This window comes from Pseudomonas songnenensis (assembly GCF_003696315.1).
Classification (GTDB): domain Bacteria; phylum Pseudomonadota; class Gammaproteobacteria; order Pseudomonadales; family Pseudomonadaceae; genus Stutzerimonas; species Stutzerimonas songnenensis.
The window spans coordinates 147860-170976 of sequence record NZ_RFFN01000007.1; the positions used below are offsets into that span (position 1 = coordinate 147860).

The 23117-nt window shown below is 60.5% G+C and carries 22 protein-coding genes and 1 pseudogene; 4 read left to right on the plus strand and 19 right to left on the minus strand.

Features of this window, described 5'->3' with window-relative positions; genetic code table 11:
- Positions 1–44 precede the first annotated feature (44 nt).
- The 7 genes from ispC to rpsB form a co-directional block, all read right to left on the minus strand.
- Entirely contained in the window at positions 45–1235 is a 1191-nt protein-coding gene (ispC, locus tag EA798_RS17460; RefSeq protein ID WP_122099764.1) for a 1-deoxy-D-xylulose-5-phosphate reductoisomerase, read from the minus strand.
- Positions 1232–2047 carry a phosphatidate cytidylyltransferase gene (locus EA798_RS17465; protein WP_122099765.1) on the minus strand — a complete coding sequence of 272 codons (816 nt, stop codon included), beginning with the start codon at positions 2045–2047 and terminating at the stop codon, positions 1232–1234. The genes ispC and EA798_RS17465 overlap by 4 nt, the downstream gene beginning before the upstream one ends.
- Positions 2041–2802: a polyprenyl diphosphate synthase gene (gene uppS, locus EA798_RS17470; protein WP_015277595.1), complete on the minus strand. Its 762-nt coding sequence runs from the start codon at positions 2800–2802 to the stop codon at positions 2041–2043. The genes EA798_RS17465 and uppS overlap by 7 nt, the downstream gene beginning before the upstream one ends.
- Positions 2803–2936: 134 nt before the next feature.
- Positions 2937–3494, minus strand: coding sequence for a ribosome recycling factor (frr, locus tag EA798_RS17475; protein WP_038661658.1), 558 nt, complete (start codon positions 3492–3494; stop codon positions 2937–2939).
- Positions 3491–4234 carry a UMP kinase gene (pyrH, locus tag EA798_RS17480; RefSeq protein ID WP_014819904.1) on the minus strand — a complete coding sequence of 248 codons (744 nt, stop codon included), beginning with the start codon at positions 4232–4234 and terminating at the stop codon, positions 3491–3493. Before pyrH ends, frr begins: the two co-directional genes overlap by 4 nt.
- A gap of 196 nt (positions 4235–4430) precedes the next feature.
- Positions 4431–5294: a translation elongation factor Ts gene (gene tsf / locus EA798_RS17485; protein ID WP_106155385.1), complete on the minus strand. Its 864-nt coding sequence runs from the start codon at positions 5292–5294 to the stop codon at positions 4431–4433.
- 127 nt (positions 5295–5421) lie between these two features.
- On the minus strand, positions 5422–6162 hold the full coding sequence (gene rpsB / locus EA798_RS17490; protein ID WP_015277598.1) for a 30S ribosomal protein S2: 741 nt from the start codon (positions 6160–6162) through the stop codon (positions 5422–5424).
- A 285-nt stretch (positions 6163–6447) separates the two neighbouring features.
- Between rpsB and map the strand changes: the two genes are divergently transcribed.
- Both map and EA798_RS17500 read left to right on the plus strand, forming a co-directional pair.
- A complete protein-coding gene (gene map, locus EA798_RS17495; RefSeq protein WP_106155386.1) occupies positions 6448–7230 on the plus strand; it encodes a type I methionyl aminopeptidase in 783 nt (260 codons plus the stop codon).
- Positions 7231–7268: 38 nt separating this feature from the next.
- The gene (locus EA798_RS17500) at positions 7269–9971 is read left to right on the plus strand and encodes a [protein-PII] uridylyltransferase (protein WP_122099766.1); all 2703 of its coding nucleotides are present in this window, start codon (positions 7269–7271) and stop codon (positions 9969–9971) included.
- 52 nt (positions 9972–10023) lie between these two features.
- On the opposite strand, the gene EA798_RS17505 is transcribed toward EA798_RS17500, so the two are convergent.
- The 7 genes from EA798_RS17505 to EA798_RS17535 form a co-directional block, all read right to left on the minus strand.
- A complete protein-coding gene (locus EA798_RS17505) occupies positions 10024–10353 on the minus strand; it encodes a Na+/H+ antiporter subunit G (RefSeq protein ID WP_106155388.1) in 330 nt (109 codons plus the stop codon).
- A 9-nt stretch (positions 10354–10362) separates the two neighbouring features.
- Positions 10363–10632 carry a K+/H+ antiporter subunit F gene (locus EA798_RS17510; RefSeq protein WP_003285751.1) on the minus strand — a complete coding sequence of 90 codons (270 nt, stop codon included), beginning with the start codon at positions 10630–10632 and terminating at the stop codon, positions 10363–10365.
- Positions 10617–11117, minus strand: a complete 501-nt coding sequence (locus EA798_RS17515; RefSeq protein WP_106155389.1) for a Na+/H+ antiporter subunit E — start codon at positions 11115–11117, stop codon at positions 10617–10619. Before EA798_RS17515 ends, EA798_RS17510 begins: the two co-directional genes overlap by 16 nt.
- Positions 11114–12613 (minus strand): monovalent cation/H+ antiporter subunit D, encoded by a 1500-nt coding sequence (locus EA798_RS17520; RefSeq protein WP_106155390.1) that lies wholly within the window; start codon positions 12611–12613, stop codon positions 11114–11116. Before EA798_RS17520 ends, EA798_RS17515 begins: the two co-directional genes overlap by 4 nt.
- Positions 12613–12939, minus strand: coding sequence for a Na+/H+ antiporter subunit C (locus EA798_RS17525; protein ID WP_015277604.1), 327 nt, complete (start codon positions 12937–12939; stop codon positions 12613–12615). Before EA798_RS17525 ends, EA798_RS17520 begins: the two co-directional genes overlap by 1 nt.
- The gene (locus EA798_RS17530; protein ID WP_122099767.1) at positions 12939–15731 is read right to left on the minus strand and encodes a monovalent cation/H+ antiporter subunit A; all 2793 of its coding nucleotides are present in this window, start codon (positions 15729–15731) and stop codon (positions 12939–12941) included. Before EA798_RS17530 ends, EA798_RS17525 begins: the two co-directional genes overlap by 1 nt.
- Positions 15732–15947: 216 nt before the next feature.
- Entirely contained in the window at positions 15948–16409 is a 462-nt protein-coding gene (locus EA798_RS17535) for an outer membrane lipoprotein (protein WP_106155392.1), read from the minus strand.
- A 165-nt stretch (positions 16410–16574) separates the two neighbouring features.
- Here EA798_RS17535 and EA798_RS17540 point away from each other — a divergent pair, with 165 nt between their 5' ends.
- Entirely contained in the window at positions 16575–16814 is a 240-nt protein-coding gene (locus EA798_RS17540; protein ID WP_106155393.1) for a hypothetical protein, read from the plus strand.
- 210 nt (positions 16815–17024) lie between these two features.
- Here EA798_RS17540 and pdxH read toward each other — a convergent pair whose 3' ends face one another.
- From pdxH to dinG, 4 genes are all read right to left on the minus strand, one after another.
- Positions 17025–17672, minus strand: a complete 648-nt coding sequence (pdxH, locus tag EA798_RS17545; RefSeq protein WP_106155394.1) for a pyridoxamine 5'-phosphate oxidase — start codon at positions 17670–17672, stop codon at positions 17025–17027.
- 198 nt (positions 17673–17870) lie between these two features.
- Positions 17871–18497 (minus strand): OmpA family protein, encoded by a 627-nt coding sequence (locus EA798_RS17550; RefSeq protein ID WP_015277609.1) that lies wholly within the window; start codon positions 18495–18497, stop codon positions 17871–17873.
- A gap of 135 nt (positions 18498–18632) precedes the next feature.
- Positions 18633–19781, minus strand: a complete 1149-nt coding sequence (locus EA798_RS17555; protein ID WP_122099768.1) for a serine hydrolase domain-containing protein — start codon at positions 19779–19781, stop codon at positions 18633–18635.
- 112 nt (positions 19782–19893) lie between these two features.
- Entirely contained in the window at positions 19894–22038 is a 2145-nt protein-coding gene (gene dinG / locus EA798_RS17560; protein WP_122099769.1) for an ATP-dependent DNA helicase DinG, read from the minus strand.
- Positions 22039–22124: 86 nt separating this feature from the next.
- Here dinG and EA798_RS17565 point away from each other — a divergent pair, with 86 nt between their 5' ends.
- The gene (locus EA798_RS17565; RefSeq protein WP_122099770.1) at positions 22125–22589 is read left to right on the plus strand and encodes a CopD family protein; all 465 of its coding nucleotides are present in this window, start codon (positions 22125–22127) and stop codon (positions 22587–22589) included.
- A 58-nt stretch (positions 22590–22647) separates the two neighbouring features.
- On the opposite strand, the pseudogene EA798_RS20790 reads toward EA798_RS17565, so the two are convergent.
- A pseudogene (locus EA798_RS20790) lies at positions 22648–23001 on the minus strand (OmpA family protein); the annotation flags it as partial.
- Between the last annotated feature and the right edge of the window lie 116 nt (positions 23002–23117).

The window sequence follows — 23117 nt, forward strand, 5'->3', positions numbered from 1 at the left end:
TGGGTCTGTAGACGTTTCGCTGCAAGCCTCGAGGCCCGCAGACCCTATCGCCCGTGGCGGCTCAACCAGGTTTCGGCACCTTTGCGCGCCTGCCTGTCCGCCGCCAACACATCTTCAAGGCAGGCGGTCGCGACCGCTGCCTCACGATTCAATACGTCGTCGATGATACTCGCGATCTCGGTGAAACGAATGCGCCGATTGAGAAAGGCATCGACCGCCACCTCGTTCGCGGCATTGAGCATGGCTGGCGCCGTACCGCCAGTTTCCGCTGCTTGCCGAGCGAGTCGCAAACAAGGGAAGCGCAGATCGTCGGGCGTTTGAAAGTCCAACCGACCGACCTGCAGCAGATCGAGCGCCGAGACGCCGGAATCAATCCGCTCGGGCCACGCCAACGCATGAGCAATTGGTGTGCGCATGTCGGGATTGCCGAGCTGCGCCAGCACCGAACCGTCCACGTAATCCACCATCGAGTGGATGACGCTTTGCGGATGAATCACCACCTCGACCTGCTGCGGTCGCGCATCGAACAGCCAGCAGGCCTCGATCAGTTCAAGCCCCTTGTTCATCATGCTCGCCGAATCTACCGATATCTTGCGGCCCATCGACCAGTTGGGATGTGCACAGGCCTGCTCAGGCGTTACGTCCGCCAGGAGCTGCGGTGCGATATCACGAAAGGGGCCACCGGACGCAGTGAGCAATATTCGTCGAACACCTACAGCAGCCAGCCCCTGAGCGTAGTTGGATGGAAGACACTGGAAGATCGCGTTGTGTTCGCTATCGATCGGCAGCAGCACTGCCTTGCTGTCGCGCAGCGCCTGCATGAACAGCGCACCGGACATTACCAGCGCTTCCTTGTTTGCCAGCAGAACCCGCTTGCCGGCCTGAACCGCCGCGAGCGTTGGTTTCAGCCCGGCGGCACCGACGATGGCAGCCATGACCACGTCTGCCTCCGGGTGAGCAGCCACCTCGCTCAAGCCGCCCTCGCCGCCCAAAACCCGCGTCAGAACGCCATCGGACTGCAGCTGCTCCTGCAAGGTCGCAGCCTGCACTTGATCGCCGGCGACCGCATAGGCAGGCCGATGCTTGACGCACAGGGAACGCAGGTCGGCGAGTCGACTGAAGCCGCTCAAGGCGAAAACGCGATAGCGATCAGGGTGACGCGCAATAACATCCAGTGTGCTCAGCCCAATCGATCCGGTCGCACCCAGTACAGTGATCTGCAAAGGTCGAGTCACAGCGCGCCCCAGCCAGCAAGCCACAACAGCACTGCAAATACGGGCACAGCGGCAGTCAGACTATCGATACGGTCCATGACACCGCCATGCCCAGGGAGCAACTGACTGCTGTCCTTGATGCCGGAACTGCGCTTGAACATGCTTTCAGTCAGGTCACCGATCACCGAGATCAAGACCACCACTGCAGCGCCCAGCAACGCGAGAATCAGTTCGCGCGGTGCCCAGCCACGATAGACACCTACGGCGAGCGTAACCAAAAGACTGGTCAGCAGACCGCCTACCAGTCCCTCCCAGCTCTTGCCAGGACTTACCTGAGGCGCAAGCTTGCGCTTTCCGAATGCCTTGCCAGAAAAATACGCGCCAATGTCGGCAACCCAAACCAGCACCATTACCGCCAGAATCAACCAGTTGCCGAGCGGCCACTGTTTGAGCACAACCAGGGCTTGCCATGCCGGCAACAGAATCGCCAGCCCGATCAGCAAGCTGCCAACGGAACCACCCCAGAGACGACTGCTTTCGGGATACGTCAGCACCAGATAGGTCGCAGCGAGCCACCAGAAGATGGCCAGCGCCAACAGCCAGGGCGTCAACCCAGGAAGCTGATACAGCGCCACCAGGAGCGCTACGACCAAAACGGCATAACCCACGCGGGCCGGCTGGCTGGCGAAACCGGCCAAGCGCGCCCACTCCCATGCACCTAGCGCGACAACCAGGCCAATGAAAAGCGCAAACGCAAGCCCATGCAGGAAGAAAAATCCGATGATCGCGACAGGGAGAAGGATGGCGGCCGTGATGATTCGCTGCTTCAGCATTCGACCTTAACCTCGCTTTCAACCTGCTCGCCAGTCTTGCCGAAACGCCGCTGGCGAGTGGAGAAGTCGGCGAGCGCCTTGCGCATCGCGACATGCTTGAAATCCGGCCAATAAAGGTCGGAAAAGTACAACTCCGCATAGGCAAGCTGCCAAAGCAGAAAGTTACTGATACGCCGCTCACCGCCGGTTCGGATGCACAGATCCGGTAACGGCATGTCGCCGGTCGCCAGATAGCTCTGGAAGAGAGCCGGAGTTATTTCAGCCGGATTCAACCGCCCGGCCTGCGCCTCGGTAGCCAGGTGCTGAGCCGCTTGAAGGATGTCCCATTGGCCGCCGTAGTTGGCCGCGACCTGGAGGACGAAGCGATGGTTGCCGGCAGTGATCTCCTCGACCTCCAACATTGCCGCCTGGAGCTCTGGATGGAAACGCGCACGATCGCCGATGATGCGCAGCCGGATACCGTTTTCATCCAGCTTGCGCGCTTCGCGCCGGAGCGCCGATAGAAACAACTCCATCAGCGCACCTACTTCGTCCGCCGGGCGCTGCCAGTTCTCACTGGAAAACGCGAACAGCGTGAGCACCTCGACACCGGAATCGGCACAGACCTCAATCACCGCACGAACCGCATCGACACCGGCCTTGTGTCCGGCCACGCCAGGCAGCAAACGTCTCTTCGCCCAGCGGTTGTTGCCATCCATGATGATCGCCACGTGACGGGGTACATTCCGCCCGGCGATCTGCCTGACCTTTTCCATGAACAACTCTACTTGCGCTAAAACACGCTGCGAACCAAAAGAAAAAGCTGCAAGCAACAGCTCGGTGGCATCCACGCCACCGCGCCACGGAAGGTCTAGCGAATCCGTGACGCGACAGCGTTTCGATGCCGGCCTTACACCGCCATCAGGTCGCCTTCTTTGGCCTCAAGAGCCTTGTCGATCTCGGCAACATATTTATCGGTTAGCTTCTGGACGTCATCCTGGCCACGACGTTCATCGTCCTCGCTGATTTCCTTTTCCTTGACCAGGTCCTTCAGCTGCGCGATTGCATCGCGACGGATGTTACGCACCGCGACGCGAGCATTTTCAGCCTCTGCGCGCGCCTGCTTGGTGTAACCCTTGCGGGTTTCCTCGGTCAGGGCCGGCATCGGCACGCGGATGGTGGTGCCAGCGGTCGCCGGATTCAAACCCAGATCCGAAGTCATGATCGCTTTCTCTACCGCCTGGATCATGCTCTTGTCGAACACGGTCAGCGCCAGCGTCCGAGAGTCCTCGGCGATCACGTTGGCTACCTGGCGCAGCGGCGTGTCGGAACCGTAGTAGGACACCATCACGCTGTCGAGGATACTGGGGTGTGCACGACCGGTACGGATCTTGGCGAACGCATGATCCAGCGATTCCAGGGTTTTCTTCATGCGCTCCTGCGCGTCTTGCTTGATCTCATTGATCATTCTTTCGATTCCTCGATCAGTGTTCCTTCGGCGCCACCAAGCACAATGTTGAGCAGGGCACCAGGCTTGTTCATGTTGAAGACCCGCAGCGGCATATTGTGGTCACGACACAGACAGATGGCCGTCAGGTCCATCACACCGAGCTTGCGGTCAAGCACTTCATCGTAGGTAAGTTCGGCAAACTTCTCGGCATTGGGATCCTTGAACGGATCTGCGGTGTAGACACCGTCAACCTTGGTTGCCTTGAGCACGACATCCGCCTGGATCTCGATGGCACGCAGGCAGGCCGCCGAGTCGGTGGTGAAGAACGGATTACCCGTACCCGCCGAGAAGATGACCACTTCGCCAGTCTTCAGATGGCGCATCGCTTTGCGGCGATCATAGTGATCGGTCACACCCACCATGGAAATGGCAGACATGACCAGCGCCGGAATATTTGAGCGCTCGAGCGCATCGCGCATGGCCAGTGCATTCATCACTGTGGCCAGCATCCCCATATGGTCGCCAGTTACACGATCCATACCGGCCGCGGAAAGCGCCGCACCACGGAACAGGTTGCCACCACCGATAACCAGGCCGACTTCAACGCCGATCCCCACCAGCTGGCCGACTTCCAGAGCCATGCGATCGAGGACCTTCGGGTCGATACCGAAGTCTTCGGAGCCCATCAGGGCCTCGCCGCTCAATTTGAGCAGAATGCGTTTATAGCGAGGATTGCGTGCACTCATCTGCTGAGCCATTGGCGTGTTATCTCCTGCGGCGTGCTATGACCAAGTCTGTATGACCCAGACCAAAAATATCTGCGCTTTGACAGCGCAACCTGGGGTTGGTGCCAAGCGATGACTATATCGTGACAAAAAAACAAATCCGCTGCCCAATTCGACAAAGAGGCCGCACGCGTAAGCGGGCAGCCTCTTGTCATACCGCGAAGCGATCTTACTTCTTGGTCGCAGCTACCTGGGCAGCCACCTCGGCAGCGAAGTCGACCTCAGCCTTCTCGATACCCTCGCCTACTTCGTAGCGAACGAAGGATACGATTTCGGCACCGGCTTTCTTGGCCAGCTCACCGACCTTGACTTCCGGATCCTTGACGAACGGTTGCTCAACCAGGCTGGCTTCGGCCAGGAACTTGTTGATACGACCCTTGATCATGTTTTCGACGATGTTTTCCGGCTTGCCGGCAATCTTGTCAGCATTGAGCTGCAGGAAGATTTCCTTTTCCTTGGCGACCAGCTCCTCGGAAACGTCAGCCGGGCTCAGAACAGCCGGATTGCTGGCAGCCACGTGCATGGCGATATCTTTGGCCAGCTCGGCATCGCCACCTTTCAGAGTGACCAGTACGCCGATACGGTGACCGTGCAGGTAGGCACCAACAACTTCGCCTTCAACGGCGGTCAGGCGACGAATATTGACGTTCTCACCACACTTGGCGACCAGCGCCTCGCGAGCGGATTCACGGGAAGCGATCAGCGGAGCCACTTCGGTGAGCTTCTGCTCGAATGCTTCGTCCAGGCTATCCTTGACGAACGCTTTGAAGTCGTCCTGCAGAGCCAGGAAGTCAGTCTGCGAGTTGACTTCGATGATCAGCCCACGGCCACCCTCGACGCGAACGGCGATCGAACCTTCGGCAGCGATGTTGCCCGACTTCTTGGCTGCCTTGATGGCGCCGGAAGCACGCATGTCGTCGATCGCTTTTTCGATGTCGCCACCGGCGGCAACCAGAGCCTTCTTGCACTCCATCATGCCCTGACCGGTACGCTCGCGCAGTTCTTTGACCAAGGCTGCAGTGATTTCTGCCATGTTGGGAATCCTCTCGATTTGGTTTCTAAACCACTCACCCATGACGCGGGTGATCAATTCGCAAGAGACAAAAAGGGGGCCTAGCCCCCTTTTTGTTCATCGGGTGTCACGCTGCAGTGCGCCGCACTCAGCCCTGAGCCGCTTCGGAAGCAACTTCCTCGACGAACTCGTCAGCACCGCCGGCACCGTTCTGACGGCCGCGCAGAACAGCATCAGCCATGGAGCCGAGGTAGAGTTGCACGGCACGGATGGCGTCATCATTACCAGGAATGATGTAGTCAACGCCTTCCGGGCTGCTGTTGGTATCGACGATGCCGATGACCGGGATACCCAGCTTGTTGGCTTCGGAGATGGCGATGCGCTCGTGATCGACGTCAACGACGAACATGGCGTCTGGCAGGCCGCCCATATCCTTGATACCACCCAGGCTGCGCTCGAGCTTCTCGAGGTCGCGGGTGCGCATCAGTGCTTCTTTCTTGGTCAGCTTCTCGAAAGTACCGTCCTGGGACTGAACTTCCAGCTCACGCAGACGCTTGATGGAGGCGCGGATGGTTTTGTAGTTGGTCAGCATGCCACCCAACCAGCGGTGATCGACATACGGAGAGTTGCAACGAGCAGCTTCTTCGCGAACGATCTTGCCAGCGGAACGCTTGGTGCCAACGAACAGAATCTTGTTCTTGCCTGCAGCCAGCTTTTCAACGAAACGCAGGGCGTCGTTGAACATCGGCAGGGTTTTTTCCAGGTTGATGATATGGATCTTGTTGCGCGCGCCGAAAATGTACTTGTCCATTTTCGGGTTCCAGTAACGGGTCTGGTGGCCGAAGTGCACACCGGCCTTCAGCATATCGCGCATAGTGACTTGAGACATGATCAGTCCTCGAATAAGTCGGGTTAGGCCTCCACGCGTCCCGATATCCAACTCTTGCGAGCACCCAGGATACCGTGTCGACACGTGTGTGGGGTTAGGCTCACCGGGTCTACCCCGCTGAGCGGCGCGTTTTATAGCACAAAGGCCATCGACAGGCTACTGCTTTGACCACCCGCGCGCGTTCGGCAGTCGACCATCCCTCGCCTGCAGGGCATGGGTGCTTTGGTTTATCATCGCGGCTTTCCTTTTTATTGCCTTCGCCTGCGGGCGCTATCAGAGGTTTGCATGACAGTCACCATCAAGACGCCCGAAGATATCGAGAAGATGCGCGTAGCCGGGCGTCTCGCCGCCGAGGTTCTCGAGATGATCGGCGAGCACGTCAAGCCAGGCGTCACCACCGAGGAGCTCGACCGCCTCTGCCACGAGCATATCGTCAATGTGCAGCAGGCCATCCCTGCGCCGCTGAATTACAAAGGCTTTCCCAAGTCGATCTGCACATCGATCAACCACGTCGTCTGCCATGGCATTCCCAACGACAAGCCACTCAAGGATGGCGATATCCTGAACATCGACATCACCGTGATCAAGGACGGCTATCACGGCGATACCAGCAAGATGTTCATGGTCGGCAAGGTCCCCGAGTGGGCCGAACGACTCTGCCAGGTCACTCAGGAATGCCTCTATAAAGGTATCGAGCTGGTCCGCCCCGGCGCCCGTCTTGGCGACATTGGCGAGGTGATCCAGAAGCATGCCGAAAAGAATGGCTTTTCCGTGGTCCGTGAATACTGCGGCCACGGCATCGGCAAGGTCTTCCACGAGGAGCCGCAAGTGTTGCACTACGGACGAGCCGGCACCGGGATGGAGCTCAAGGAAGGAATGACCTTCACCATCGAGCCGATGATCAACCAGGGCCGTTCGGAAACCCGCCTGCTCGGCGATGGCTGGACCGCGATAACCAAGGACCGCAAGCTGTCGGCGCAATGGGAGCACACCATACTGGTCACCGCAGACGGCTACGAGATTTTCACCTTGCGCAGCGACGACACCATCGCCCGCACCTCTGCCTGAGAATTCCCCAGTCGCAGTACCCATGGGAGGACGTCCGCATGCCCCAGGTTGACCCGGAGCTGTTTGATCGCAGCCAGTTTCAGGCAGAGCTGGCGCTGAAGGCCAGTCCTATCGCCGCGTACAAGAAGGCAATACGCCAGGCGCGGCAGGTGCTTGACGAGCGCTTCAAAGCCGGACGGGACATACGTCGCCTGATCCAGGATCGTGCCTGGTTCGTCGATCAGATCCTACGATCGGCCTGGGATCGCTTCGACTGGAACAAGGGTGCCGATATTGCGCTCGTCGCCGTGGGCGGCTACGGCCGAGGCGAACTGCACCCCTACTCCGATATCGACCTGCTCATCCTGCTCGACGCCAACGACCAGGAGATCTTTCGCGACTCGATCGAGGGCTTTCTGACTCTGCTCTGGGATATCGGCCTGGAAGTCGGACAGGCCGTCCGCTCCGTCGCCGAATGCGCCGACGAGGCGCGCGCCGATCTCACCGTCATCACCAACCTCATGGAAAGCCGGACGATCGCCGGCCCGGAGCGCCTGCGCCAGGCTATGCTGCGGGTCACCAGCGCCCAGCAGATGTGGCCGAGCAAGGAGTTCTTCCTCGCCAAGCGCAACGAACAGCGCGCGCGGCACGCCAAGTACAACAACACCGAGTACAACCTGGAGCCCAACGTGAAGGGTTCCCCAGGGGGCCTGCGCGACATCCAGACCATCCTCTGGATTGCTCGTCGCGAATTCGGCACCCTCAACCTGCAAGCCATGGTCGACCAGGGCTTTCTTACCGAAGGCGAGCACAGCCTGCTCACCGCGGCCCAGGAATTTCTCTGGAAGGTCCGTTACGGCCTGCACATGCTTGCCGGCCGCGCCGAGGATCGGTTGCTGTTCGACCACCAGCGCAGTCTCGCCGCGCTGCTGGGCTATGAAGACAACGACGCCAAGCTGGCCATCGAGCGCTTCATGCAGAAGTACTACCGGGTCGTCATGAGCATTGCCGAGCTCAGCGATCTGGTTGGCCAGCATTTCGCCGAAGTGATTCTCTGGGAAGGTGAATCGGGTCCGATCGTGCCGCTCAACAGCCGCTTTCAGGTTCGCGACGGCTACCTTGAAGTCAGCAACCCAGCCATCTTCAAGCGCACGCCCTTCGCCATTCTGGAAACCTTCGTGCTGCTGGCCCAGCATCCGGACATTCAGGGGGTGCGCTCCGACACCATTCGCCTGCTCCGCGACCATCGCTACCTGATCGATGATGTCTTCCGCCAGGATCTGCGCAACACCAGCCTGTTCATCGAATTGTTCAAGTGCAAGGAAGGCATTCACCGCAACCTCAGGCGCATGAACCGCTACGGCATCCTGGGCCGCTACCTGCCGGAGTTCGGCCATATCGTCGGGCAGATGCAGCACGACCTGTTCCACATCTACACCGTCGACGCGCACACGCTCAATGTCATCAAGTACCTGCGCAAGCTGACCAAGCCGGGCGTCGCCGAGAAGTATCCCCTGGCCAGCAAACTGGTCGAAAAGCTGCCCAAGCCAGAGTTGATCTATATCGCCGGGCTCTACCACGACATCGCCAAGGGTCGTGGCGGCGATCATTCGGAACTTGGCGCGGTAGATGCCGAACAGTTCTGCAGCCGCCACAAGCTGCCGGCATGGGACACACGTCTGGTGGTGTGGCTGGTGGAAAACCATCTGGTCATGTCCACCACGGCGCAGCGCAAGGACCTTTCCGACCCGCAGGTGATCAACGATTTCGCCCAACTGGTCGGCGACGAGACGCACCTGGACTACCTTTACGTGCTGACCGTGGCGGATATCAACGCCACCAACCCCACGCTGTGGAATTCCTGGCGCGCAAGCCTGCTGCGTCAGCTCTACACCGAAACCAAACGCGCACTCAAGCGCGGCCTGGAAAATCCGCTGGGTCGCGAGGAGCAGATCCGTCAGACTCAGCGCGCCGCTCTGGACGACCTGGTGCGGCATGGCACCGACCCGGACGATGCCGAACAGCTCTGGGCGCAACTGGGCGACGACTATTTCCTCCGGCACACCGCCACCGATGTGGCCTGGCATACCGACGCGATTATCGAGCACCCGGCCAACGGCGGACCGTTGGTTCTGATCAAGGAAACTACACAGCGCGAATTCGAAGGCGGCACGCAGATATTCATCTACGCACCGGACCAGCATGACTTCTTCGCCGTGACCGTAGCGGCCATGGATCAGCTCAACCTGAACATTCATGACGCACGTATTCTGACGTCGAGCAGCCAGTTCACGCTCGATACCTACATCGTGCTGGATGCCGACGGCAGCCCCATCGGCAACAATCCGGAACGCATCGATGAAATCCGCAAGGGCCTGATCGCCGCGCTACGCAACCCGGACGATTACCTGACGATCATCCAGCGCCGCGTACCACGTCAACTCAAGCACTTTGCCTTTCCGCCGCAGGTCACCATCCATAACGACACGCAGCGGCCACAGACGATTCTGGAGATCATTGCGCCAGACCGGCCCGGCCTGCTGGCACGGGTAGGCCAGCTGTTCCTCGATTTCGACCTATCGGTGCAGAACGCCAAGATCGCCACGTTGGGCGAACGCGTGGAGGACGTGTTCTTCGTTACCGACGCGGACAATCAGCCGCTGTCCGATCCGCAGTTCTGCGTGCGCCTGCAACAGGCACTGATCAAGGAACTGCAGCAAGAGAACGAGCAGCAACCTTCCCCTAGCAGCATCGTGATCTGAGCAAATCCCGTCACCTTGCTGCACGCCCGCGGCGGCAGGAGGGTTGATCGGCTCAATCCCAGGGTTTTCCGCGGGTCTGCTCGACGGCTGGCAGTTTTTGCTGCATCGCAGCCTTGGCGAGGATATGCGCGCTGACAGGCGCGGTAAGGAAGAGAAACAGCGTGATCAGCAGCTCGTGCAGACTCAAGCTGTCATTCTGGTTGCTGAAAAAGATCATCGATGCGATGACGACACCTCCTACCCCGAGCGTCGTTGCCTTGGTAGGGCCATGCAGGCGCGTGTAGAAATCCGGCAGGCGATACAAGCCGATCGCACCGATCAGGGCGAACAGGCTTCCGATGATCAGGAAAACGCTAACCAGCACTTCAATCCAGAATGGCATGTCGCCCCCTTAGTCAATGATATCGCCGTGCAACAGGTGCTTGCCGACTGCCACGGTACTGACGAACCCCATCACGGCGATCAACAGCGCCGCCTCGAAAAACAGGTCCGAGGCGAGCCAGATACCGAACAGCACGATCAGCGCAAGGGCGTTGATGTAGAGCGTGTCGAGCGCAAGAACCCGGTCGGGCATGTCTGGGCCCTGAACAAGGCGGACCACGTTCAGCACAGCCGCCACACCCAGCACGGCCATGCAGAGCGGAATTACGTAGGCGAGCATTCGAAGATCTCCAGCAGCGGCGCTTCATAGTTGCGTTTGACGTCGGCGATCAGCGCATCGATATCCGGTACGTCCAGCGCATGCACCATCAGCATACGGCGGTCCGGACTCAGGCACGCCGACACCGTACCCGGCGTCAACGAGATGATGCTGGCCAGGGTAGCGAGAGCAAACTCATTCTCGATCGCCATGGGCACCTCGATGAACGCCGGGCGCAGATTCTTCTTCGGCCCCAGCACCAGCTTGGCGACCTGCATATTGGCAATCACGATGTCATAGAGAACCTTGAGCGTGAAAAGGCACAACTTCAGCGGCTTGCGGATGGTTGGCACCTCAATGAGGAAGCCGCGAACCAGAAGCGGAATACCCCAGCCGAGAAACAGCCCAAGCAGAAGATGGCCAAAGCTCAGCGTGTTATGCAGCAGCAACCAGAGCAGAGCCAGCAGCACGGTCAGGGCAGGACTCGGTAACCAGCGGGACCTCATGCCGCACCTCCCGGAACGATCTGCAAATAGGGCGCGACGTCGAGCAGCTGCGCAGCGGTAGCCTGCATGAACGCCTGTAGCGGTCCGGCCGCAGCCACCAGAACCACGCTGCCAAAGAGCAGCCCCGCAGTCGCGACCACCCGGATCGGATCAGCCACCTGCCCCACCGCCTCCGAAGCATGACGCCAGAAGATCAGGCTACCAGCGCGACTGAGCGCTATCAGCATGCCCAGCCCACCTACCAGCACGACAGCCCATAGGGCTATGGCGTCCGGGCCGACCTCGACGGCACGCAGCAGCATCACTTTGCCGAGAAAACCGGAAAAAGGCGGTAGTCCGGCAACCGAAATCGCCCCCATGAAGAACAGCGAGCCAAACAGCAATGGTTGGCGCAGGGCCGGCGCAGAAACCAGGTCGGTGCCCAGGTCGCCGCGCTGGCGAGCGATCAGGTCGGCAAGCAGGAACAGCCCACCGGCAACTAGCGTGCTGTGCACCAGGTAATACAGCGCAGCAGCGAGGCCCACATCGGTACCCAGGGCGATGCCGGCGAGAAGCGTTCCTACCGATACCACCACCAGGTACGCAAGCAGCACCTGTAGGTTCCGTGCAGCCAATGCACCTATCACCGCAGCACCGAGGGTCAGCAGCGCCAATGGCCAGAGCCAGACTTCGACCATATTGCCGAGCTCGCCCGCCTCGCTGCCAAACACCAGGGTAAAGACGCGAACGATCGCATACAGCCCGACCTTGGTCATGATGGCGAACAGGGCAGCGACCGGGGCAGTAGCCGAGGCATAGGCACGGGGCAGCCAGAAATAGAGCGGCAGGATGGCGCCCTTCAGCGCGAAAACCACCAGCAACAGATAACCTGCAGCGGCAAGCAACGGCGCATCGGACGGATCGGCGGCGCTCACGCGGCCCGCCATATCGGCCATGTTCAGCGTGCCCAGCAGACCGTAAAGCATGCTGACACCGATCAGGAACAGCGATGAACCGAGCAGATTCAGCACCACGTAATGCATGCCGGCACGCACCCGTCTCTGCCCATGGCCGTGCAACAGCAAGGCATATGAGGAGATCAGCAGGATCTCGAAGAAGACGAACAGATTGAACAGATCGCCGGTGAGAAAGGCACCGTTGATGCCGAGCAGCTGGAACTGATAGAGCGCATGGAAGTTCGGGCCACGCTCATCGTCACCGCGACTGGCATACAGCACGGCGAAGCCTGCCAGAACAGCGGTTACCAGCAACATGAGCGCGCTCAGGCGATCGAGCATGAGGATGATGCCGAACGGAGGCTGCCAACTGCCGAGGGCATAGATGCGCAGCTGGCCATCATCGGAGAGCAGCACCAGCCAGAGTGCTATCGGCACGAGCGCCCAGGTCGCAGCCAGCGAGAGCAGGCGTTTGGCTGGCTTGCCCATCCGGTGAGCAAACAGCAGTACCGCGCCCACGAACAAGGGCACCAACAATGGAAGGATCAACGCATGATTCATCAGCGGGGCTCCTGCCCATCGACATGGTCGGTGCGCAACTCGCCGATGCTGCGCAGCGCCAGCACCACTACGAACGCCGTCATGGCAAAGCCGATGACAATTGCAGTAAGAACCAGCGCCTGAGGCAACGGATCACCGTACTCAGCGCTCTTTCCGATGACTGCCGGAACGCCGGTAGCCAGGCGGCCCATGGAGAAAATGAACAGATTGACCGCGTAGGAAATCAGCGTCAGCCCCATCACCACCGGGAAGATCCGCGCACGCAACAGCAGATAGACACCGCTGGCGGTCATGATTCCAAGCGTTATCGCGAACACCGCTTCCATCAGAGCACCTCCCTGCTTGTCTCGTCCTGCCTGACTTGGCCGATATTGGAAAGGATCAGCAATGTCGCCCCGACAACCACCAGATAAACCCCCAGATCGAACAGCATTGCGGTAGCCAGCTCGAACTCACCGATGAGCGGCAGATGGAAATGATCGAACGCGGACGTGAGGAACGAGTGCCCGAACAGCAAACTGCCTAAGCCGGTTGCGCCAGCAATGAGCAGGCCAGCGCCGCACATGGCGTGATAACTGAACGGCTGGCGCGCTTGAGCCCAGGCCACGCCATGGGCGATGTACTGCAGAATCAACGCGACGGCCGTGATGAGACCGGCGATGAATCCGCCACCCGGCAGGTTATGCCCGCGCAGAAAGATAAAGGCCGAGATCAGCAAAGCCATCGGCAACAGCGCACGCGCCAGCGCATCGAGCATCATTGGATGCTTGTCCAGCGACCAGAGCCGCCCACCAGCGTCCCGAATCGGATGAGGCAGACGCAGGCCATAGAGCAGGCTATAGATGCCGACGCCAGCGACCGCCAGTACGGCAATCTCACCCAACGTATCGAAACCGCGGAAGTCCACCAGAATCACGTTAACGACGTTGGTGCCGCCGCCGCCCGAGACACTGTTCTTGAGGAAGAACGACGCAATGCTGTCGTAAGGACGCGTTAGCACCGTATAGGCAAGCAGCGCCACCATCGTGCCGCAGCCACCGGCGAGAATGAAATCACGAAACGCGCGCAGGCTGCTCGATTCGGCAGGTGTGCGGTCAGGCATGAAAAACAGCGCCAGAATGAGCAGGATTATCGTCACGACCTCAACCGACAGCTGCGTCAGCGCCAGATCCGGAGCCGAGTAGCGAGCGAAGCCCAGGGCGACCATCAGGCCAACGACGCTGAGCACAATCAACGCCACCAGACGCCGGCGATGGAACAGCACAGTGAGCAATGAAGTCAGCGCCAGGATCACCATCCCCGCCACGGTAATGCCGTCCAGCGGGGTCAGCGCGACCGTGCCGTGGAGCTTCTGCAGGGGCGTCAACGCGAAGACAACCAGCACCAACGTACTGATCAGCATGAGCGCGATGTACCGTTGCAGCGAGCCATTCTCCAGCAGGCTGGTGATGTAACGTGCGCCAAGCGTCAATCCGCCCATCACGCGTTCGAAGACTTCCAGCGAATCGACAGTAGGCAGCCCCTCGTACCAGCGGAACGCCCACTTGCGCAGCGAGTAGATCAGGATGCCCCCGATCAACGCCGCGAAGCTCATCGCCAGCGGCAGATTGAAACCATGCCAGATCGACAGGCTGTACTCCGGTACGTTTCCGTTCAGGGTACCCGACACCGCAGCGGCCAGTAGCGGGCCGACGGTAAATGCCGGCAGCATGCCCACCAGCAGACAAAGCAGTACCAGAATCTCCACCGGTATCTTCATGTAGCGCGCAGGCTCATGCGGTGGGTACTTCGGCAGGTCGACAGGCTCGCCATTAAAGAACACGTCGTGCACGAAGCGCAGCGAATAGGCGACCGAGAACGCACCGGCGAGGGTCGCAGCCGCAGGAATGGTCCAATAGAAGCTTCCGAGCAGATGCTGATCGAGCGTCTCGGCGAAGAACATCTCCTTGCTCAGGAAGCCGTTGAGCAGTGGCACACCGGCCATGGCCAGGGACGCGACCATGGCCAGCGCAGCCGTATGAGGCATGTACTTCCACATGCCGTTGATGCGCCGCATGTCACGCGTCCCGGTCTCGTGGTCGATGATCCCTGCGGCCATGAACAGCGAGGCCTTGAACGTGGCGTGGTTGATGATGTGGAAGATCGCCGCCACGGCTGCCAGACGGGAATCCAGACCGAACAGCAGCGTGATCAGGCCCAGATGGCTGATGGTGGAATAGGCCAGCAGCCCCTTGAGATCGTGCTGGAACAGTGCCATCACAGCGCCCAGCAGCAAGGTCGTCAAGCCAGTGATGCTGACCAGATAGAACCACCATTCCGACTCGGCCAACGCGGGATAAAGCCGTGCGAGGAGAAATACGCCAGCCTTGACCATCGTCGCCGAGTGCAGAAAAGCGGACACCGGCGTCGGCGCGGCCATCGCCTGCGGCAACCAGAAATGAAAGGGAAACTGCGCCGACTTGGTGAACACCCCAAGCAAGACCAGGATCAACGCGACAGGGTAAAGAGCATTGGCACGTATCAGGTCACCCGAGGCCAGCACCGTCGTCAGCTCGAAGCTGCCGACGATATAACCGATGAGCAGAATGCCAGCGAGCAGCGCCAGCCCTCCTCCCCCCGTTACCGCAAGCGCCATACGCGCACCCTGGCGAGCATCGGCACGGTAGTTCCAGTAGCCGATCAGAAGGAACGACGAAAGGCTCGTCAGCTCCCAGAACATAAGCATCAGCAACAGGTTCTCGGACAGCACCACCCCGAGCATCGCGCCCATGAACAGCAGGAAGAACCCGTAAAAGCGCCCCATCGGATCCTTCTTCGACAGGTAGTAGCGCGCATAGAGAATCACCAGCAAACCGATGCCGAGAATCAACAGGGCAAACAGAAAACCCAGCCCATCCAGGCGCAGGCTGAGGTTCAGGCCCAGCTGGGGCAGCCAGTCGTAGTGAATGATCTCGGTTTGGCCGGCGAACACATCGGCACGCTTGGACAGCAACAGGATCAGCGCGGCCAGCGGCGCAATCCCGGCACCGAAGGCACAGGCGGAGCGACCAAAACGCTCCAGGAAAAGGGGCAAAAAGATGCCCAGAAATGGCAAAGCGATAATCAGCGCAAGCGCCATGAACGAGACCCCTTAAGCCACCGTTTCGGAGGCGTTCTTATCCTTGCAGGCACAGCAAATGCCTGAAACAGCACACAAATGTGCGCCCGATTATCCATACGGATGATGCCGGCGTCATGGATTCATGTATTACGAAAAACAAAAGGCGCCACCTCCGTCCCGTTTTTCGGAACGGATGGCAGCGCCTGAGTTCAGCTCAGGACAACAGTGAAGCAGTCAAGGCGCGACGCGACTGGTGCCACTGACAGTCATGATGCGCACCCGCTGCCCGACCCGGAAAACCTGATTCGGCTCGACAGCCTGGACGTAGGCGCGCATGTTGCCATCATCCTCACGAACAGTGATCTCGACGCCCTGCGTGCGGGTGATACCCTCCTCCGCGGCCGCGCCGAGCATGCCACCCGCCACCGCACCGATCACAGCAGCGACTGCACTGCCACGACCGCCGCCGACGCCGCTGCCGGCAACCCCACCAACGACCGCGCCCGCGCCCGAACCAATGGGTGTCTTGGTGCCTTCGATCTTGACCGGACGCAGGGATTCGATGGTTCCATAGCGCACTGTCTGAACGGCACGGGCCTCGTCTCGGGAATAGGTATCTCCGGTAAGACTGGAGGCGCAGCCACCCATGGCCAAAGCCAAGGCAGTGAAGGAAGCGGCAAAAATAGATTTACGCATTGTGATTCTCCTGCAAGCAGCTGTTTCGTTCCGGGTGTGGCCTGGCGTGACAGCGATGAAAAAGCGCTTGGCAACTTCACCATCCTGACTCAGCATTTGCCACCTTCGAGGCATACATATGCGAGTCGAACCTGGTGCGCCGGGTTCCTTCCCAAGAGACGACCCATGGATTACTTCATCATAGCTATCACCACGGTGGCCGGCCTGGCTTTTCATGCCTGGCTCATAGTCCGCTTCCGCCGCTGGGCTGATCGCGATCTGGCGCTGTCCATGGCCGGCGATGACCCGGCCAAGCGCAGCTGGATGTTACAACGGCTCGCCGACGCAAAGACCGAAAAGATCAAACGGCGGGACCTGGAGAGCTGGCTCAAGCAACAGGCCCAACGTTACCCCGCGGCACAATGAAATTTCGCAGACTGGTCGCAGCAGCGATAGCGCCTTCGAACTGAATCATCAGACCGCAGAACAGGCGCTTCCTCTAAGCGAGGGTGCGTCCTTTGCGTTACGACAGATTACCGGCCACAGGGTAACGACGACGCCAGTGCTCGGCCCGCCTTGTGACACCCTGCAATTCAGGACAAGGCAAGGCTTGTGCGGCTGCCGTCGCGCCTTAGATCAAGGCGCCAGACGCTCCCGCTGCCAGCTGTTGGCGACCAGGCGGTAGTCGAGTCGGTCATGCAAGCGGCTCGCACGCCCCTGCCAAAACTCCATGCGTTCCGGTAGGAGGCGGTAGCCGCCCCAATGCGGAGGGCAATGTGGAGCCTTGTCGAGGAAGCGCTGCTCGGTCTCGGCCAGCAGACGCTCCAGCGCCGCCCGGTCCGGAATGACCTGACTTTGCGGCGAGGCCCAGGCTCCCAGCCGGCTACCCAACGGACGCACATGGAAATAGGCATCCGACTCATCTTGGCTGACCTTCTCCACCCGCCCCTCGATCCGCACCTGCCGCTCGAGCGTGGGCCAGAAGAATGTCATGGCGGCATAAGGTGTCGCCTGAAGCTGTTGCCCTTTGGCACTGTCGTAGTTGGTGAAGAAGGTGAAGCCGCGCTCATCCAGCGCCTTGAGCAGAAGGATGCGGCAGTGCGGACGACCGTCAGCGTCGACCGTTGCCAGCGACATTGCATTTGGCTCTACCGGAGCCTGCTCCGTCTTCATCGCCTCGGTAAACCACTGATGGAACAGACCGAAAGGCTCTGCGGGGGCATTGGCTTCGCTGAGTCCGTCACGGGTGTAATCACGGCGCATATCGGCCAGGGTCTGGATCATCGCATGGCTCCTTGTTCTCGAATAAGCAGGCTTCAGCGTACCAAGCGAGTGGTAGCCGGGCGACGGTCGATTACCGAGCCGGCCTGCGAAGTAAAGGTTAGCCGCCTTCCCGCGTGCCGCGCTTGATTCAAGGCAACCATGCCCAACGAAAACAGGCCCGCAAGCGGGCCTGTTCGACATCACACCATCTGGGTAGCGTTACTTTGCCACCTCGGCTTGAGCCACCTGGGTTGCAGGCTGTGCGGGCTGCTCATATTGGGCAATCAGCGCCAGCATCGTTGTTTGCGGCGCCAGAACCATCTCAACCCGACGATTCAGCGCTCGACCTTCCTTGCTGTCGTTGGCAGCACGCGGCATGTCGGAGCCCAGACCGCGAATACGCAGACGGTCATGCTTGAGCCCACTCAGCCGGAAGATGGCCGCTACCGCACCGGCCCGTTCACGACTGATGGTGCGATTGATTTCATCGGCGCCGGTACTGTCGGCATGGCCGAGCACAACGACCGCTGTCTTGTCGTCCTTCTCTACCAGTTTTGCCACCCGGGTGATTGGCCCGAGGGTAACCGGCAGAAGCATGCCTGGACGGTCAGGGTTGAACGAGGAGTCCACCGGAGCGGTAACCACCAGCACACTCTCGCGCCGCTCCACCTCAAAACCTGTACCCACCAGAGCGTCACGCAGTTTCGGCTCATACTCGTCGAGCCAGGCATAATCGACCTTGGCCGCGACCGGAGCAGCAACTTCGCTGGGCTTTTCGCTCTTCGAGCTACAGCCCGCCACGACGATCATGCAGAAGATCAGGGAGACGCTTTTCAGCAGGTTCATGAGCAAGTTTCCGTCAACCACGAGCGTTCTGGGAGGGGCGACCTGTCGAGGCGAGGCCACTGGTGAGTTCGAGTTGAAATTGTGGACGCAAGTCCTTCTTTTGAAAAGCCTGCCTAACCAGAAGTGACGAGTGGTTCATCGCATGCATCCCGCGACGCAACGCGCCAATGCTTGTGCACGCGGATCCATCAGAACGTAAGGCCCAAGAGTGTTGGTCGCAAAGCCGAACGCCAGCTGCCGATCCGGGTCAGCAAAACCGATGCTGCCGCCTGCGCCCGGGTGACCGAAGGCCTGCGCGCCCATGCCGAATGTGGCATTGGACACGTCCGGCTGATCCAGCCAGCAGCCCAGACCGAAGCGTGTGGCAGCCAGAAGGGTGCGATCCTCCCCGGCGCTGTGCTGGCGTGTCATCTCGCGCAGCAGCGCCTCGTCGAGCAACTTGCCTTGCAGCAGACCGGTATAGAACCCCGCCAGCGAACGCGCGTTGCCATGACCGTTGGCGGCCGGCTGCGCCATGCGACGCCATTCCGGCTTGTTGCCGCTGCTCATGATCGACGGCGGGTTATTGAATGCTTTGGTGCTGATCGAGTCCGGCTGGCTCATTAGTGTCTTGAACAGCCGCTGTGCAGAAGCATCGCCGAAATCGTTCTTGATGCGAGTCAGATAGGCGACACGATCGGCGTCGGCATCAGCCAGGCCGACATGAAAATCCAGTCCAAGTGGCGCAGCCGTGCGACGCGTGATCGACTGGCCCGGACCGCAGCCATCGACACGACGGAGCAGCTCGCCCACCAGCCAGCCATAGGTCATCGCGGCGTAGCCCTGATCAGCGCCAGGCGTCCACCATGGCTCTTCGGCAGCCAGCGCGGCGGTCATGACATCCCAGTCGTACAGTGCTTCTGCGGGCAACGGCCTGCGTATCGCCGGCAAACCCGCCCGGTGGCAGAGCAGCTGACGCAGGGTGATGGCGGCCTTGCCATTGGCGGCGAACTCCGGCCATACGCCGGCGACGGGTTCGTCCAGTTCCAGCTTGCCCTCCCCGACAAGCTGCAGCGCAGCGACTGCAGTGAACGTCTTGGTACAGGAAAACAGGTTGACCAACGTATCGCTGTGCCAGACCTGCTCGCCCTGGTTGTCGGCAACGCCCGCCCATAGATCGACGACCGTCTCGCCACCAATCTGCACGCAGAGTGCCGCGCCACGTTGCTGAGTGCCTTCGAACAGTGAGCCGAACGCATCGCGAACTGCTTCGAAACGAAGATCGAAATAGCCTTGCACCTGCACGTTGCCACCCTCTCGAAGTCTGTGCCCTGCATTCTTGCAACCAGCGCCAGGCAATGGAACCGCCAGGCGGCGCGGTGATGGACGAGCATCGCGCCCGGTTATCGCAGCCTGTTCAACCGATCTCGCGGCGAAACGGCGGCAGCGCATTGAGAATCGCCTTGCCGTAGCGCTGCGTTACCACCCTCCGGTCGAGCAGCGTGATGGTTCCGCGATCCGCCTCCGTACGCAACAGACGCCCACAAGCCTGCACCAGCCGCAGCGAGGCATCCGGCACTGCAATCTCCATGAACGGGTTGCCTCCACGCGCTTCGATCCACTCCGCTAGTGCGGCCTCGACCGGGTCATCCGGCACAGCGAACGGAATCTTGGCAATGACCACATGCTCACAGTAGGCACCGGGCAGATCCACGCCTTCGGCGAAACTGGCCAGGCCGAACAGCACACTGGACTCGCCATCGTCCACCCGCGCCTTGTGCTTGTTCAGGGTTTCCTGCTTGGACAGGTTGCCCTGGATCAGAACCCGGCGACGCCATTCACGCTCCAGCCCATCGAACACGTCCTGCATCTGCTTGCGCGAGGAAAACAGTACCAACGTGCCCCGGGCGCCCTCGACCAATGCCGGCAGCTCACGGATGATCGCGGCTGTGTGTGCAGCGGCGTCGCGCGGATCGGCCTTGAGGTCAGGCACTCGGAGCACGCCGGCGTCGGCATGGTGAAAGGGACTCGGTACCACGGCAGTGACGGCGCCCTTTGGCAGGCCAGCACGCATGCGGTAACGATCGAAGCTGTTGAGGGCGGTCAGCGTCGCAGACGTCACCAGCGCACCGAAAGCGACATTCCAGAGGTTACGCCGCAACGTCTCCGCAGCGAGGATCGGGCTGGCATTGACCTCGATATCGAACAGCGCACCACCGTCCGCCAACGTCAGCCAGCGCGCCATCGGCGGACTGTCTTCCGGATCCTCGACAGTGAATGCAGTCCACAGCTCCCAGTTACCCTGCGAGCGCGTCAGCAAGCTGCCAAACAGTGGATACCATTCCTCGGCCTGATGACTGGCGATCCCGCTGCCGGTTTCGCCATCCATCGCCTCCTTGAGCAGCTCGGCGATGCGAGTGAACAGATCGGTCAGCTTGGCGAAACCTTTCTTCAGCTCAGTACCCAGCTCGACGAGATGCTCCGGCACTACGCCACCGACAAAGCGATGCCGTGGCCGCTCACGACCTTCCATGTCCTCACCAGCCTTGAAGTCGGCGAGCTGCTCGCAGGCGCTGAACATGAACTGCTGCTGGGTACGCAGTTCGCGCGCCAGTTCGGGAATGCCCTCGACCAGTCGACCGAGTTCGCCCGGAAGAGGATGCTGCGCAAGTAGCTTGGTCAGATTCTTTTCTACCTGCCCCAACCAGTCCGCGGTCGAGCGCAGCCGGGTGAAATGTGCGAAGTGACCAATTGCCTTGTCCGGCAGGTGATGACCTTCATCGAATACATAGATCGTCTCACGCGGATCGGGCAGTACTGCGCCCCCGCCAAGCGCGAGATCGGCAAGCACCATGTCGTGGTTGGTGACGATCACGTCGACCTTGGTCATGCCTTCCCGCGCCTTATAGAACGCGCACTGCTGGAAATTGGGACAATGCCGGCCCGTGCACTGACTGTGATCGGTCGTCAGCTGCGACCAGTCAGCATCACCCAGCTCCTCGGGCCAGCTGTCGCGATCACCATCCCAGCGATTGCCGGCGAGCTTCTCGATCATGCTGGTGAAGAGCTTCTGGCTACGCTCGTCGACCTCGATACGAAAACCCTCTTCCTCGAACAACTGGGCGGTCGCGCTCTGCGCCTGACCCTCCTGCAGCAACAGGTCAAGCTTGGACAGGCAGAGATAACGCCCGCGCCCTTTGGCCAGGGCGAAGCTGAAGTTCAGCCCACTGTTGCGCATCAGGTCCGGCAGGTCCTTGTGCACGATCTGCTCTTGCAGGGCGACGGTCGCAGTGGCGATTACCAGGCGCTTGCCTGCTGCCTTCGCTGTCGGAATCGCCGCAAGGCTATAGGCAACCGTCTTGCCGGTACCGGTACCCGCCTCGACCGCGACCACCGCCGGCTCGCTCTCGCGGCGCCCTTCACCGTCGGTCTTGATGGTACCGAGCACCTTGGCCACTTCGGCGATCATCAGCCGCTGGCCATAGCGGGCCTTGAGCCCCTTGGCTTCGAGAAAGCGAGTGTAGGCGCCCTGGATCTGGGACTTGAGTTCGGTGCTGAGCATGGGCGCGGAGCTGTATATATTTTCAGTATTTCAATCGGGCGGCTATGATAACGCGCGTTCGCCCAACCGCCACCGGAGATTTGCCCATGACGCCCTTCGCCTTGCTCTACGCACTACACGTACTTGCCGCAACGGTGTGGGTGGGCGGCATGTTCTTCGCCTGGATGGTGTTGCGTCCGGCGGCCGTGTCGGTGTTGCAGGCGCCGGAACGACTGAAGTTGTGGGCTGATGTGTTCCGGCGTTTTTTCGTCTGGGTCTGGGTCGCGGTGCTGGTACTACCGGTCAGCGGAATTGGCATGTGGCACATGCGTTTCGGTGCGCTGGAAAGTGCGCCGCGCTATGTACACATCATGGCGGGACTGTATCTGGTGATGCTGGCGCTGTTCCTGCGAATCCAGCTGCTGCAGTTGCCAGCACTCAAACGCGCAGTCGCGGGCGAGCAATGGCCCGAAGGAGGCGCTGTGCTCGGCCAGATTCGCCGACTGGTCGGCATCAACCTGGTGCTGGGCCTGCTGGTGATTGCGCTGGCCAGTGCCAGACCGCTGTTTTAACGGACGCTAAACAAAACAGCCGGGCGCGAGGCCCGGCTGGATTACCACCTCAGCCTAATCAAGGGCGCGCTTCGACTTCGGCCTCTACGCGACGGTTGATGGCACGACCCTCTTCGGTAGCGTTATCGGCCACCGGACGCGATTCGCCGTAGCCAACCGAATTCACACGACTACCTTCGACACCGTACTGATTGACCAGCACTTCACGCACGGCATTGGCGCGCCGCTCGGAAAGACGCTGGTTGTAGGCATCGGTACCCACCGAGTCGGTGTGACCTTCAAGCACGGTGGTGGTCTGGCGGTATTCCTTCATGAAATCGGCCAGGTTCTGGATGTCGCCGTAGCTGTCCTGCTTGACCACGTCGCGGTCGAAGTCGAACTTGACGTCCAGCTCGACGCGCACCGGCTCGGACGCAGGCTCTGGTTCCGGCTGAGACTGAGGCATCGGCTCGACCGTTTCGACAACGGCAACGGTTTCCTCCTCCATGCCATTGGCCCAACAATAGGCCGCTGCGACGCCACCACCGA

Excerpts from the sequence above, each read along its gene's own strand:
- EA798_RS17520 (WP_106155390.1), bottom strand. The coding sequence starts at position 12,613 with ATGAATCATGCGTTGATCCTTCCATTGTTGGTGCCCTTGTTCGTGGGC.
- frr (WP_038661658.1), bottom strand. The coding sequence starts at position 3,494 with ATGATCAATGAGATCAAGCAAGACGCGCAGGAGCGCATGAAGAAAACC.
- EA798_RS17530 (WP_122099767.1), bottom strand. The coding sequence starts at position 15,731 with ATGGCGCTTGCGCTGATTATCGCTTTGCCATTTCTGGGCATCTTTTTG.
- tsf (WP_106155385.1), bottom strand. The coding sequence starts at position 5,294 with ATGGCAGAAATCACTGCAGCCTTGGTCAAAGAACTGCGCGAGCGTACC.
- dinG (WP_122099769.1), bottom strand. The coding sequence starts at position 22,038 with ATGCTCAGCACCGAACTCAAGTCCCAGATCCAGGGCGCCTACACTCGC.
- map (WP_106155386.1), top strand. The coding sequence starts at position 6,448 with ATGACAGTCACCATCAAGACGCCCGAAGATATCGAGAAGATGCGCGTA.
- EA798_RS17510 (WP_003285751.1), bottom strand. The coding sequence starts at position 10,632 with ATGCTCGCCTACGTAATTCCGCTCTGCATGGCCGTGCTGGGTGTGGCG.
- uppS (WP_015277595.1), bottom strand. The coding sequence starts at position 2,802 with ATGGAAAAGGTCAGGCAGATCGCCGGGCGGAATGTACCCCGTCACGTG.
- pyrH (WP_014819904.1), bottom strand. The coding sequence starts at position 4,234 with ATGGCTCAGCAGATGAGTGCACGCAATCCTCGCTATAAACGCATTCTG.
- EA798_RS17500 (WP_122099766.1), top strand. The coding sequence starts at position 7,269 with ATGCCCCAGGTTGACCCGGAGCTGTTTGATCGCAGCCAGTTTCAGGCA.
- EA798_RS17565 (WP_122099770.1), top strand. The coding sequence starts at position 22,125 with ATGACGCCCTTCGCCTTGCTCTACGCACTACACGTACTTGCCGCAACG.
- pdxH (WP_106155394.1), bottom strand. The coding sequence starts at position 17,672 with ATGATCCAGACCCTGGCCGATATGCGCCGTGATTACACCCGTGACGGA.
- EA798_RS17465 (WP_122099765.1), bottom strand. The coding sequence starts at position 2,047 with ATGCTGAAGCAGCGAATCATCACGGCCGCCATCCTTCTCCCTGTCGCG.
- EA798_RS17505 (WP_106155388.1), bottom strand. The coding sequence starts at position 10,353 with ATGCCATTCTGGATTGAAGTGCTGGTTAGCGTTTTCCTGATCATCGGA.
- EA798_RS17515 (WP_106155389.1), bottom strand. The coding sequence starts at position 11,117 with ATGAGGTCCCGCTGGTTACCGAGTCCTGCCCTGACCGTGCTGCTGGCT.
- EA798_RS17535 (WP_106155392.1), bottom strand. The coding sequence starts at position 16,409 with ATGCGTAAATCTATTTTTGCCGCTTCCTTCACTGCCTTGGCTTTGGCC.
- EA798_RS17525 (WP_015277604.1), bottom strand. The coding sequence starts at position 12,939 with ATGGAAGCGGTGTTCGCGATAACGCTTGGAATCATGACCGCCAGCGGT.
- EA798_RS17550 (WP_015277609.1), bottom strand. The coding sequence starts at position 18,497 with ATGAACCTGCTGAAAAGCGTCTCCCTGATCTTCTGCATGATCGTCGTG.
- rpsB (WP_015277598.1), bottom strand. The coding sequence starts at position 6,162 with ATGTCTCAAGTCACTATGCGCGATATGCTGAAGGCCGGTGTGCACTTC.
- EA798_RS17540 (WP_106155393.1), top strand. The coding sequence starts at position 16,575 with ATGGATTACTTCATCATAGCTATCACCACGGTGGCCGGCCTGGCTTTT.